Source organism: Chryseobacterium sp. PCH239 (genome assembly GCF_018924625.1).
In the GTDB taxonomy this organism is placed as follows: domain Bacteria; phylum Bacteroidota; class Bacteroidia; order Flavobacteriales; family Weeksellaceae; genus Chryseobacterium; species Chryseobacterium cucumeris.
The window spans coordinates 4,213,242-4,226,403 of the sequence record NZ_CP073027.1; the positions used below are offsets into that span (position 1 = coordinate 4,213,242).

The following is a 13,162-nucleotide window of genomic DNA, read 5'->3' on the forward strand; positions in this document are numbered from 1 at the left end:
ACATCAAACAAACATCTCCATGAAATCATCTATTTTAACAATATTATTTTCAGGCTTTTTCGTTACAGCTTATGGTCAGACTGCAGAACAATCGAAAGCGATAGACAGTTATATAAAGAAAGTTATTCAAATCAACGAGATACCGGGAATGGCCGTAGGAATTGTAACGAATAATAAAGTGACTTTCCAGAAATATTATGGAACAGAAAATTTGGAAAGCGATAAAAAAGTAGATCAGAATTCCATGTTCAGGGTGTATTCTAGTACAAAACTGATGTCAAATGTTGGGCTTTTTCAGCTAGTGGAGCAAGGAAAACTTTCTGTGGAAGATAAAATTTCAAAATATATTGACAATATACCGGCAGAATGGCAAAATGTTAAGGTGAAAAATCTTCTTTCCCACTCTTCAGGACTTCCGGACTGGATTAATTTCAATGATATTGCAACAGATGCTACCAACGCTGAAGTTATTAACCGCTTATCAAAAGAAAAAATGGAATTTGAAACCGGAAGTGATTACAGATATAATCAGACCAACTACATGCTGATTACGATGATCATTGAAAAAATAACAGGAGAGAAATTTGAAGATTATATCCTGAAGAATCAGTTTTCAGACTCCAAAAATAAGGTAGTGTTTTCATCGAATTCCGTTGAAAAAATCCCTAATAGAATTGTAAAATATAACTACAACAAAAATACACATCAATACGAAAAATCCACATTTGTAGAAGGGAGAAGAGCGCATTCAGCGAATGGCTTAGCGATTGCATTGCTTGCATTTTTACAATGGAGCATTCATTTGAGTAAAAATGATTTTCTGAAACCTGCCACACAAGCGTTGATGTGGAAACCGTTTGAATACAAAAATAAAGAGATCACCTTTACTCATGGTTGGGATACGGACATCTTTAATGCTATAAAATCCTATGATTTCTCAGGAGGAAATGTGAGTGCTTACAGAATTTTTCCGGATCAGAATATAGCTATTATAGTGATGTACAACGGATATAAAGAATTTCCTGTTTTTTATCCTATGATCAATCAGATTGCCGGCATGATGGATAAACGAATGCTGAACCCATATATGGTGGCAGAAGAATATACAAAGTCTGAACCTATTGTTCATCCCAATCTTAAAAAAGAAAATTATGGCTACCGGACTGAAAAGGATAATATCATTTTTTCTTATCAATTTCCAGAAGGGAAAAGTGTAGAGTACATCAAAAGTATTTCTGTGACAGGTTCTTTTAACAACTGGAATCCTGATGATCAGGTGTATTATATGAATCTGAAAAGGAACAATGCTTTTGAATTAACACTCCCAAAATCTCATTTCGAAAGTGGGAAAACTTACCAGTTTAAATTTGTTATGAATAAAAAAAACTGGCTTTCTGTACCTTACAATGCTGCTAATGTAGATGGAACCAAGGATCATAATCTGACTTTCAAAATTGATTAAAAAGAATATTTTAAAATCGCTGTAATAGAAACAGTCTTTTCTGTATTAAGCTGTTTTATCCTATCTTTGTATTATGATACGTATTACAAAAATTTTTACATTCGAGACGGCTCACGTGCTTTACAACTACGATGGGAAGTGTAAAAATATGCATGGACATTCCTATAAACTGTTTGTAACAGTGAAAGGAAAACCGATTAATGATATTGAAAATCCTAAAAATGGAATGGTGGTAGATTTCGGAGATATCAAAAGTATCGTAAAATCTGAGATCGTAGATGTATGGGACCATGCGGTTCTTGTCAATGCACTGTCTCCACACAAAGAACTGGGAGATGACCTTGAGCAGAAAGGCCATAAAGTAATCTATTGCAGCTTCCAGCCGACTTGTGAAAACATGTTGTATGCTATTGCTGCTAAAATCAAATCAAGACTTCCCGAAGGAATTTCTTTAGCTTATCTTAAACTTCATGAGACAGAAAACTCTTATGGAGAATGGTTTGCAGAAGATAATCAATAATTTTTCACAAAACTCAGAAAGTGTTAAAAACAACAATTAATTTAGAACCTGGGAAAAAAGTATACTTCGCTTCGGATCAGCATTTTGGTGCTCCTACACCCAAGGAAAGCAAGGTGCGCGAGGAGAGGTTTATACGCTGGATGGATGAGATCAAAGAGGATGCTCAGGTTTTGTTTTTAATGGGAGATCTTTTTGATTTCTGGCATGAATGGAAGCATGTTATTCCTAAAGGATACGTTCGTGTGCTTGGAAAAATTGCAGAATTGAAAGACAGAGGAATTCATATTTATTTCTTTGTAGGAAATCATGATCTCTGGATGAAAGATTATCTGGAAGAAGAAATCGGATGTACCGTATTCTATCAGAAACAATATTTTGAAATGGGAGGAAAGCAGTTTCTGCTGGCTCATGGAGATGGTTTGGGACCTGGTGACAAAGGATATAAAAGAATGAAGAAACTATTCACCAATCCGGCGGCTCAATGGTTTTTCAAATGGCTTCACCCTGATATCGCGATGAAAATTGCATTATACCTTTCACAAAAAAATAAAATGATCTCCGGAGAAGAAGACAAAGCTTTTTTGGGAGAAGATAAAGAGTTTCTGATTATTTATTCCAAAGAAAAGCTGAAAACTCAGAAGATTGATTATTTCATCTATGGTCACAGACACCTGCCAATGGTACTGGATCTGCAACAAAACGCAAAATATATCAACCTTGGAGACTGGATATCCTATTTCACTTACGGAGTTTTTGAAAAGGATTTTGAACTCAAGACATTTGAAAAATAAAGCAAAAAAAATTACCCCTAAAAAGAGGTAACTTTCGAACGGGTGGAAAAACCCACTCTTGTTTTTAATCCATATTCCAAGTAATACATTGCAATAAGTCTACCAAAATAGGTTTTATATAGTAAAAAATTATTAAATAACAATATTTTATCTCTGTAATTGCCTTGTAGTAAGGGATTAAGGAATTTAAAAATTATGGAATTGAAAAATATATTCAACATAAAGACAGAACAGGATTTTCTAAGTGCATCATTGAAAACATTTCGTTATCAATATGAAAATGTTGAAATATACCGGAAATTCGTTGATTTTCTGAAGGTGAACCCCGATGAGGTAGATAGCCTGGTGAAAATTCCGTTTCTTCCTATTGAAATGTTTAAAAACCATCAGATTCTGGATAAAAATGTGGATACGGATCTTTACTTTCAAAGTTCGGGAACCACCCAGATGAACCTTTCCAAACATTTTATTGCAGATCCGGAGCTTTATGAAGAAAGCATTTATAAAAGTTTTGAACAATTTATCGGAAAACCGGAAGATTTTATTTTTCTTGGGCTACTTCCAAGCTATCTTGAGAGACAAAACTCATCACTGATCTATATGGTAGACTATCTGATGAAGAAGTCTGCAAAACCGGAAAACGGATATTTTCTTTATAATCATGCTGAGCTTTTTGAATTATTAAATACACTGCAGGGCAAAAAAGTTATTCTTTTTGGGGTTTCTTTTGCCCTATTAGACTTTCTTGATTACTGTCATTCCGAGCAAAGCGATGAATCCCTGAACTTCCCTGAAAATTTAATCGTAATTGAAACCGGCGGTATGAAAGGGCGAAAAGAAGAAATGACCAAGGATGAATTGTTGAAAATCTTGCAGGAAGGACTTAAAACGGACAGAATATATTCAGAATATTCCATGACAGAGTTACTTTCACAGGCTTATTCCCTTGGAAATAATGAATACGAATGTCCGAACTGGATGAGAATCATGGTTCGGAATGCAGAAGATCCTTTGGCTTACGAAAAAGAAGGCCGTACAGGAGCTATTAATATCATTGATCTTGCCAATACGCATTCCTGCTCATTTATTGCAACACAGGATTTAGGGAAAATAATGGGTGATAAATTTCAGGTCTTAGGAAGAATAGATCATTCAGATATCAGAGGATGCAGCCTGCTGGTGAGTTGATGATTTTGGACATAAGAGAACAATTGTGAATGGTCAATTCGCTTCGCTTGTCAATTTTTGTATCATAAAATAATTTGCGACTTTTGCTGAGTGAAACGCCCTTGCGAACCTTTAAATACTTGGATATTAAAGATTTTGCGGGCATTGCGTTTTATTAAAATATTTTTACCATCATAAAAAATGATCAAAATAGAAGAACTCATACATGCCTACATCCATTCCCATTGCGATTTTGAAAAAGAAATTGTACTGACGAATTATTTTCAGGCAGATTGGGAAGCGGACATATTAATCATAGATTCGGAAGGTGGAAGTCATGAAATTGAGATCAAGCTTTCAAAGAGTGATTTTAAAAATGATTTTAAAAAATCATATATCAACAAAGATACCGGGGAAAAATTTCTGAAACATGATAAAATTTCCTGTGGAGATTATGTATGCAATTCCTTTAGTTTTTTGCTCCCGATGGGAATGGTAGACGCAGCTCTTATCCCTGAACATTGTGGAATCATCGAATTCTATCATAATGCAGATACCTGGGAAACTGAATTCTATCTGATCCGCCAGCCTAAAAAGCTTCATGAAGATTCTTACTGGAAACTGAATGACAAAGATCTTTTCATCAGGAAAATGGCGCTTAATCTTCTTCAGCGCAAAATGGAAATTAAAGGGAAACATGAAGAGCTCATCTTTAAAAATCCTTTTGAAATCAAAAAGCTGAAATAAAAAAATGTTGGGTTTAACGAAAAGTTTAATCTCTATTTTTAAGTTTTATGGAAGCAAAGGTGAAATCAATGACATTGATTCTTACTAATCCAACATTACAATTAGCCTCATAAGCAAAATAGTTGTAACAACTTTGCCCCTTTTAAATAAAAAGTTTCTCTTATAAAAAACTTTGCGTTTACAAGAATTTCAAAACAATTTATTCAAATCAGAAATAAAAAAATCCTGCCGCCTGACAGGATTTTATCATTAAATATTATTTTAAAATTAATCTGCAATTTCAGCAGTATCTCTCTGAAGTAAGAACTTGTAGATCAATCCGCCTACAACTCCTCCCAAAATAGGGGCTACCCAGAACAGCCAAAGCTGTGACATGGCAATTCCTCCCATAAAGACTGCCTGAGAAAGGGACCTCGCAGGGTTTACAGAGGTATTGGTAATCGGGATAGAGATCAGGTGGATCAACGTAAGCGCAAGACCGATGGCAAGACCGGCAAACTTACCGTTAGCCCACTTATCTGTAGCTCCCATGATTACAATTAGGAAAAATGCGGTTAATAGAAACTCGGCAAGAAATGCTGCTCCCATACTGAAAGCTTTTCCATTGTAAACGGCTTCACCGTAAAAGTTCGTGGCAAAATCTCCGGGTTTTGAGAATTCTACCGCTCCGGCACCGTTAAGGATTGTGTACAGACATCCTGCTGCTACAATCGCTCCCAAACACTGGGCTACAATGTAAGGAATAAGGTCTTTAGCAGGAAATCTTCCTCCTGCTAAAAGCCCGAAAGAAACTGCCGGATTAAAATGCCCTCCTGAGATATGCCCTACAGCGTAAGCCATGGTAAGAACAGTAAGACCGAAGGCTAAAGCAACGCCTAAAAGTCCGATGCCGATGTCTGGAACACCCGCTGCGAAAACAGCGCTTCCACACCCTCCGAAAACAAGCCAAAATGTGCCGAAAAATTCAGCGAAAAGTTTTTTTATCATGTTGTTTATTGTTTATGTATCTCAAATGTAAAATTTAAATCTTAAAGTAAAAAGTTAAAACTGAAAAAATATTTCAAAAAAGAGGGAACAAAAATTGCAAAATCTGTAATTTGGTGTAATGTTTGTTTGGGATTTATTGAGAGAGTATTATCATCAGTCTTGAAAGATCTAACATAAATGTTTTATCTTTCATTTGTAATTTAAAAGGAAGGTGAATGAGAAAGTTTTTTTGTGTGGTCTTTGTACCTTTTATTTATAGTTTACATTATTCGCAGGCAGCCAAAAAAGCTTTTCCCTGCTATGATCTTGCCACTGTATTAAAGGTAGAACCTACACCGCTTTATAAATCTCATCTTGATGCTTCAAAGGGTTTTGGAGTGCAGTTATTGAAAGATTCCAAAACCGTACAGAAATATATCAACAACGGAAAATTCCACAAAATAAAAAAATCCGGCAAAGGGTATCAGGTTCAGAGACTTGATTACAGCAGGGCTTATATGGTATCCAAGGCAAAAACTACTCTGGAAAAAATAGGGTCAAAGTTCAGTAAGGATACAAAAGGCGGTACATTTACGGTTTCATCCATTACCAGAACCCTTGAAGACCAGTGCAGGCTGAGAAGAGTGAATTCTAACGCCTCACTAGGAATTAGTTCTCACAACTATGGCAACTCTTTTGATATTTCTTACATAAGATTCAACAACGTTTTAAAATACAATCCGAAAATGGAAATAGCTCTGGAGAAAGTTTTAAAGCATTATGAGAAGGCTGGTAGAATATATTACATCAAAGAGAAGCAGCAGAGCTGTTATCATATTACTGTGAAAAATTATTAATTAAAATCCTCTTGCATAGCATATTTAGTTTGTATATTTTATACGACTAAAAACTATGCTTATGTCAACATTAAACATTGTAGACTATATGCTGCCTGTAGAAGAATGTAGAGCAGCGTCAAACCAGTGGAAAGCATGTCTTTCTGACTTTTCCAAAATTCAAAAGCTTATCCCTACCAACTATGTTTTTAATATTTCCAGAGAACACCTTGAATGGATGAAGGGGTTTAAGGATTATAAAGACTTCTGTGCTGCAGTAGGAATTTACAGAGACCGATTGATTCTTATCTTTTATCCTATGAACAATGATGGGGTAAAAATAGATGTAAAAGAATATCCATATAGTTTCCTTACCGAACTTGAAAAAGATCTGAGATTGCAGGAAATTCAGGAGTATACACTTATTAGAAACGCCGTTCTATCCAAAGATCTTGAAAGCATGGAAAAAATACCAATATGGGATTGCCTGTTTCCAATACACCCATTCTTGAACAGGACAAAGCTGTAGATGCTATTGAACGTTGGAGAAATCAAGGTATGGATTGGTTTTATAAAGAGACCAGAGAAAATCAGGGAAGTGGAATTTTCAGAAAATTCTATGTTCCTACAGCAGACCTTTGTCTTTCAGATGAAGGATTGGCAGGTATTACCTGTTCTTTTGGGATCAGATACAATGATATTTACGGAAAAATGTTGGTAACGCTTATCTTTATCTCTTTCCGTGAAAACCTTAGAAATGCAGAACTGGGAGCAGAATCAATTTCCAATACTTACGACTGGGCAAAACCATGTCCTCCTATTTGCCGTATCCCGGATGTAGATGTAGGAAGTGAATTTTAAAACGATCTATTGAGGAATGGCTGAACTTTATAAGGCAATTTTATTCCTGAATTATGCACTGCTCCTGTCCGTTATACTACTGGGAGCAGCAAAATACCGCATATTAAATCATAAAGAAAAGCAATATTTTCATTGTATTGCTTTTCTTTTTTTTATTGAATTGCTGAATCTGGCGCTGCCTTATATCTTCAGACTGAATGATACCTCATTCCTTTATCCCTTATACATTGCGGGAGAGTTTTTCCTGCTTACAGGTTTATTTATCAGAAAGCTAGACTGGCCAAGATATGTTTTGTGGATTGTAGGTGTATTGGCAACAGGTTTTATGATCTCGAAATACGGATTTGATTATCCTGCCAATGCTGATATAGCGAAAGTGGTTTCCAATATTATCATCATCTGTCTTTCCGGATTTACTCTGATTCGGGAGATTAAGAATACCTCTACACAGAACCGCTTTCTTTTGGTAGATGCCAGTATTTTTTTCTATTACTCTGTCTCAGTGTTTATTTTTATCATTCAGCACCAGATCGCCAATCTGTCCGAAAACGATTATTATACTATTCTCAGTGCCAATAATATTCTTTCGAGTATTTTGTACTGTTCATTTTTATATACTTTTTTCAGATTAAAGAAGTAACACTAAATATCAATCTGCTGATCCTGATAATTGTTACCATAACAGTTATCGTATCCTTTATTCTGCTAGCTTACAGAGCTTTTATTACCAGAATTATTAAGGAAAAAAATGTACAGCATGAAGCGGAAGTTCTTCATCAGAAAAAATTAGTTCTGGAAAACATCAAGGCCCAGGAAGAAGAAAGGAAAAGAATTGCTGTGATGATTCATGATGATATCGGAAACCGCCTCAATATTCTTTCTTTGTGGTTGAATAACCTCGATACTCAGGGTGATGAGCTCATCAAAAAAATATCTACGGTCAGATGTCTTCCCTGATTGATGCTGCCAGAAGTATTTCCCATTCATTATATCCTGTAAACCTGGAATCTGTGGGTCTGGTTTTATATGTTGAAGAATTAATAGCCAACCTTTCCCATAAAATCAATATTTCCCTGCAGGTAATGTCTGGATATGAAAAGAAAGATCTTTTCGTGGAAGTACAGCTGTACAGGATTATTCAGGAGTTTACCACCAATGTGATCAAGCATTCCGATGCAACGGATATTTGGATTTACATTAAAGATTATCCTGAAAATATGGCCGTTGTAATTTCTGATAACGGACAGGGATTTGAATATGAAGAAGTGAAAAAAGGGATGGGAATCAAAAATATTGAATCCCGTATCAAATCAATGAACGCCACACACAAATGGAAAAAACATTTTCAAATAAAGGAAGTCGTTTAATTATAAAAATTCCAAAATATCATGAGTTCCCAAATCAAACTAGCACTGATTGATGATGAACAGCTCATCCTTGAAGGGGTAAAAATGTTGCTGTCCAATGAAAAAAATATATCGGTTTGCCTTACCGCAGATAATGGCCCCGATTTTATAGAAGACCTCGGAAAACTTTCAAAAGATGAATTTCCTGATATTGCTCTCGTAGATGTTCAGATGAAACCTATGAATGGTTTTGAACTGGTAGAAATCCTGAAAGAAAAATATCCGGATCTTAAAATTATTATCCTGTCATCCCATTATAAAACCTCTATTCTCGGATATATGGTTAAGCTGGGAGTATCAGCATTTCTTCCCAAAAACTCGAATAAAAAAACCTTTATTGAAGCCATCACAATGGTAGATAAAAATGGTGTCTTTTTTACGGCCGAAGATCATCAGATGCTGTTTACTTATATGAACAGCTCTGCCAAAAAAAAATCTCTTTTTGAAACAGAAGATGAATTATCCGAAAGAGAAAAAGATGTGGTAAAACTGATCTGTCAGGAATTGACCAACAATGAAATCGGAGAAAAACTCTTTATCAGCCCCAGAACTGTAGAAAGTCACAGACAACGTATCCTGGAGAAAATCGGAGCCAAGAATACTGTGGGTATAGTAATCTATGCCATTGTCAACAATATTTACTCCCTTGAAAAAATCTAAATTGATTCCGTAGAAATACGGATTTTTTTATTTGGTACTTTTCACTCTAGCGAACCTTATTTTTCTTCTGTTATTTTGGAATGTCTCTTTCAGAGATGGTAGTTGAAAAAAAACACAAACAGGATCTTTAGTAAAAATTAAAGTAGAAACATGAATGGTAACAGAGTGATTTCCGTCGGAATTTTCTTTGACGGTACAGGAAATAATGGAGCAAATATTCTTTCACCGGATAAACCGCTGAACAATAATGAAAGCTATTATGGTACTTTCAGCAATATCTATAAATTATACAGTTTATTCGTTGGAGATGAAAAATATATATTGAAGGAATTGGTACCGCGACAGGCAGTGAAGATAATAATTTTGCCATGGCAACCTGTGCAAATCCACCCTATGGAAGCGGATATTCGTCAGATGATAAACTTCAGAAAGCCGGAGATTTTGTGCGGAAAATAATCCATGATGAGACAAAGGAATACCATTTCTATATCTATGGATTCGGGAGAGGAGGGATGCTAGCAAGAACTTTCTGTAATCAGCTTCTGACTTTTTATGCGGTAGGAAATTGCAGAATAAAATTTTTGGGGCTTTTTGATACGATTGAGTCTAAGCCTTTTAATAATTATAACATGAAGATCTCTGCACAGGTAGAGAATGCTCTGCATTTCTGTGCAGTTAATGAGGGCAGGTTTTTCTTTCCATTGACAGGTTTGTTTGAGAATTCGAAAACAATGCAGGATCAGAAATTGGAAAATCAGTCTTCAGTTTGGAAAGAAATATTTGTTCCTGGAGATCATGCTGATATTGGAGGAGGATATCTGGAAGGTCCACAATCTGTTTATATTTCTACAGATTTCATTAATGTTGATGATCTGCATGACTACGTTTCAGATATCAGAAATGCAAAAACCAATGCTGATGGAAATAAAATATGGGATGCTTTACTCTCGGAATATAAAGTGGAAACGGTGGATGGCCTTTCACAGGCCTATGTTTGCCGGGATAAAGTATATAATGACCTGTCAAAAGTATATGGAAAACTCATGATGGACGAAACCAATACCATATTATCAGTATTTAGTACTGAGAATGAAGCGTATTTTGGAACAGATTATAATAAGCATGCTTTTCTCAATCGGTTTTATATCAAAATGAAAGAATATGTAAAGGATCTTTCTACAAACAAAAAACCGATATATGATTTCGAAAGATTTGTGGATTATACCCATATTTCTTCAAACTTCGGATTGTATAGTGATAGTTTCCGGTACAGAACTCAGCGTGAAATTAATATTGAGTTGATTAATAATGGATTAAATGTATCAAGTCGTACCTCCGTTGATGAAACAAGCCGTACAAAAAGGCTTTCCGTAGAACTTCATCTTCCGGAGGACAGCTTTGTTGCAGATTTCCTATATGGAACAAACGTTCCCAATAATGATATCTGGGTTCGTTCTATTATAAAAGCACCGGCAGCTACGATATTAAATGAATGGAAGAATTAATGAAAAAACTTCTCAGTTTTAAATTTAGGTTAGGGGACATCTGAGGGTGTCTCCTTTTTTTCGGTTTAATGTATTACATATAAAGGAAAAACTGCTGAATCCTGACCACTTTTTTTATTTCTCGGCTATTCATTTCTTTTTCCGTATTTTTGCACCCGAAAATTCATTATTCATTACTAATTATTAATTAAGATGCTTTCGGTTCAAAGTTTAGGATTACACCATTCAGGAAATTATTTATTTCAAAATGTCAATTTCACCATTAAAAAGGATGATAAAGTAGGTCTCGTTGGTAAAAATGGAGCAGGAAAATCCACTTTGTTGAAAATGCTTTCCGGAGAAATTAATTTCTACGAGGGAGAAGTTGTCACTGAAGGAAGTGTTACCATTGGTTTCCTTAAACAGGATCTTGATTTCGTAAAAGGAAGAACGGTCTGGGCAGAAACCATGCAGGCTTTTGAACAGATCAATGCCTGGAAAAACGAACTGGAAGAGGTGAATCACCAGATGACAGTAAGAACAGATTACGAAAGTGATTCCTACACGGATCTGATTAATAAAATGACCGAGCTGAACGACCTTTTGATGAATCATGATGCCTACAATCTTGAAGGTGACATGGAAAAAGTGTTATTCGGTTTAGGATTTAAAGCAGATGACTTCCAGAAAATTACCGATGAATTTTCCGGAGGATGGAGAATGAGAATCGAATTGGCAAAATTACTTCTTCAGAAGAACGACATTATGCTTCTCGATGAGCCTACCAACCACCTGGATATGGAATCTATCATCTGGCTGGAGAACTTCCTGAAAGATTATCCGGGAGCTATTGTTCTGGTAAGCCACGATAAACAGTTTATGACAGCGGTGTGCAACCGTACTTTTGATATCAACAATAAAAAAGTTGATGATTATAAAGCGAATTACTCGAAATATCTTGTCATGAGAGAAGATCGCCGTGAGAAACTGATTCAGGCTAAAAAGAATCAGGATGCGGAGATCAAACAAATGGAGGATAACATTAATAAGTTCCGTGCAAGTGCTACCAAAGCATCTTTCGCGCAGTCACTTATTAAAAAATTAGATAAAATCGAACGTATCGAAGTGGATAACGAGGACGTTTCGAAATTCAATATCCGTTTCGTACAGTCTATGGTTCCGGGGAAAGTGATCTTCGAAGCCATCAATCTTGGAAAAGCTTATGGACAGAAGCAGATTTTTGATGATGTAGACTTTATCGTTCAGAGAGGAGACAGAATTGCCCTTTTGGGACAGAACGGACAAGGAAAAACGACATTGGCTAAAATTTTAGCCGGAGATATTAAAGATTATTCCGGAACCTGGAATCTTGGACATAATGTTAACATCGGATATTTCGCTCAGAATCAGGAAGAGGTTTTAACACCTAATAAAACGGTTCTGGAAGAAGCTGAAGATGCAGCAACAGAAGAAACAAGACCAAGAGTAAGAGACTTATTAGGATCTTTCCTTTTCCAGGGAGATGCCGTTACTAAAAAAACAAAAGTACTTTCCGGAGGAGAGAGAAACCGTCTGGCACTTTGTAAACTGTTACTTCGTCCTTTCAACACGCTGATCATGGACGAACCTACCAACCACCTTGATATCCAGTCTAAGGAAATTATCAAGCTGGCACTGCAGAATTTTGAAGGAACTTTAATTGTCATCTCTCACGACAGGGAATTCCTTCAGGGACTTTGTGATAAGATCTACGAATTCCGTGATGGGAAAATGAAAGAATTCCTTGGAGATATCAACGAATATCTTGAGTACAGACAGAAAGAAACCATCAGAGAGATTTCTGCAGAAAAAGCCAAACTTCATACGGAAGTAAAGGTGGAACCTAAGAAAGTAGAGGAGAAGCCTGTTGTAAGCAGTAGCCAGTCTTCCAATATTGTAAGTAAAGAACAGAAAAATATTCAGAATAAAATCAAGAAAGTGGAAGAGAAAATTTCTGAGCTTGAAACAAAAGTAGAGCAGATGGAAGCATCTTTTGCCAAAGAAAATCCTTCAGATGAAACCTTAGAAGAATACAACAAAGCTAAGGAGGAGCTGGATACCGCTTTACAGGAGTGGGAATATCTTGGAACCCAACTGGATTAAACTACAATAGAAATGCTTCATCAAATCAGTAAGATGAAGCATTTTTTTGTAACAAAATTGTACTTGTTTCTACCTATTGTCAACAATCATTAAGTAATTTAATAAAAGTTTAAGGAAACA

General features: G+C 35.8%; 15 protein-coding genes. 14 read left to right on the plus strand and 1 reads right to left on the minus strand.

The window, feature by feature from the left end:
- Positions 1 to 19: 19 nt before the first annotated feature.
- From KBP46_RS19380 to KBP46_RS19400, 5 genes are all read left to right on the plus strand, one after another.
- Positions 20 to 1,462, plus strand: coding sequence for a serine hydrolase (locus KBP46_RS19380; protein WP_216443943.1), 1,443 nt, complete (start codon positions 20 to 22; stop codon positions 1,460 to 1,462).
- 73 nt (positions 1,463 to 1,535) lie between these two features.
- Positions 1,536 to 1,982 carry a 6-carboxytetrahydropterin synthase gene (locus KBP46_RS19385; protein WP_047097353.1) on the plus strand — a complete coding sequence of 149 codons (447 nt, stop codon included), beginning with the start codon at positions 1,536 to 1,538 and terminating at the stop codon, positions 1,980 to 1,982.
- A 20-nt stretch (positions 1,983 to 2,002) separates the two neighbouring features.
- Complete coding sequence (locus KBP46_RS19390; RefSeq protein WP_062676140.1) at positions 2,003 to 2,773, plus strand: UDP-2,3-diacylglucosamine diphosphatase; 771 nt, start codon at positions 2,003 to 2,005, stop codon at positions 2,771 to 2,773.
- A gap of 195 nt (positions 2,774 to 2,968) precedes the next feature.
- The gene (locus KBP46_RS19395) at positions 2,969 to 3,961 is read left to right on the plus strand and encodes an acyl transferase (RefSeq protein WP_216443944.1); all 993 of its coding nucleotides are present in this window, start codon (positions 2,969 to 2,971) and stop codon (positions 3,959 to 3,961) included.
- Positions 3,962 to 4,141: 180 nt separating this feature from the next.
- Positions 4,142 to 4,687, plus strand: coding sequence for a hypothetical protein (locus tag KBP46_RS19400; RefSeq protein ID WP_120232130.1), 546 nt, complete (start codon positions 4,142 to 4,144; stop codon positions 4,685 to 4,687).
- Between the two features lie 267 nt (positions 4,688 to 4,954).
- Here KBP46_RS19400 and aqpZ read toward each other — a convergent pair whose 3' ends face one another.
- Positions 4,955 to 5,671 carry an aquaporin Z gene (gene aqpZ / locus KBP46_RS19405; RefSeq protein WP_034696881.1) on the minus strand — a complete coding sequence of 239 codons (717 nt, stop codon included), beginning with the start codon at positions 5,669 to 5,671 and terminating at the stop codon, positions 4,955 to 4,957.
- 218 nt (positions 5,672 to 5,889) lie between these two features.
- On the opposite strand from aqpZ, the gene KBP46_RS19410 reads away from it, so the two are divergent.
- The 9 genes from KBP46_RS19410 to KBP46_RS19440 all read left to right on the plus strand — a co-directional run bounded on the left by KBP46_RS19410 (position 5,890) and on the right by KBP46_RS19440 (position 13,042).
- On the plus strand, positions 5,890 to 6,510 hold the full coding sequence (locus tag KBP46_RS19410; RefSeq protein ID WP_062676138.1) for a DUF5715 family protein: 621 nt from the start codon (positions 5,890 to 5,892) through the stop codon (positions 6,508 to 6,510).
- 61 nt (positions 6,511 to 6,571) lie between these two features.
- Entirely contained in the window at positions 6,572 to 7,018 is a 447-nt protein-coding gene (locus KBP46_RS23905; RefSeq protein ID WP_253297093.1) for a hypothetical protein, read from the plus strand.
- Positions 6,967 to 7,350, plus strand: coding sequence for a hypothetical protein (locus KBP46_RS23910; protein WP_253297094.1), 384 nt, complete (start codon positions 6,967 to 6,969; stop codon positions 7,348 to 7,350). The genes KBP46_RS23905 and KBP46_RS23910 overlap by 52 nt, the downstream gene beginning before the upstream one ends.
- A 16-nt stretch (positions 7,351 to 7,366) precedes the next feature.
- Positions 7,367 to 7,990, plus strand: a complete 624-nt coding sequence (locus tag KBP46_RS19420; protein WP_062676136.1) for a hypothetical protein — start codon at positions 7,367 to 7,369, stop codon at positions 7,988 to 7,990.
- 304 nt (positions 7,991 to 8,294) lie between these two features.
- Entirely contained in the window at positions 8,295 to 8,717 is a 423-nt protein-coding gene (locus tag KBP46_RS23915) for a sensor histidine kinase (protein ID WP_253297095.1), read from the plus strand.
- A 21-nt stretch (positions 8,718 to 8,738) separates the two neighbouring features.
- Positions 8,739 to 9,416: a response regulator gene (locus KBP46_RS19430; protein WP_062676134.1), complete on the plus strand. Its 678-nt coding sequence runs from the start codon at positions 8,739 to 8,741 to the stop codon at positions 9,414 to 9,416.
- Between the two features lie 150 nt (positions 9,417 to 9,566).
- The gene (locus KBP46_RS23920; protein WP_253297096.1) at positions 9,567 to 9,872 is read left to right on the plus strand and encodes a hypothetical protein; all 306 of its coding nucleotides are present in this window, start codon (positions 9,567 to 9,569) and stop codon (positions 9,870 to 9,872) included.
- On the plus strand, positions 9,785 to 10,921 hold the full coding sequence (locus KBP46_RS19435) for a DUF2235 domain-containing protein (RefSeq protein WP_253297097.1): 1,137 nt from the start codon (positions 9,785 to 9,787) through the stop codon (positions 10,919 to 10,921). Before KBP46_RS23920 ends, KBP46_RS19435 begins: the two co-directional genes overlap by 88 nt.
- Positions 10,922 to 11,113: 192 nt before the next feature.
- Positions 11,114 to 13,042 carry an ABC-F family ATP-binding cassette domain-containing protein gene (locus KBP46_RS19440; protein WP_062676132.1) on the plus strand — a complete coding sequence of 643 codons (1,929 nt, stop codon included), beginning with the start codon at positions 11,114 to 11,116 and terminating at the stop codon, positions 13,040 to 13,042.
- Positions 13,043 to 13,162: the final 120 nt, after the last annotated feature.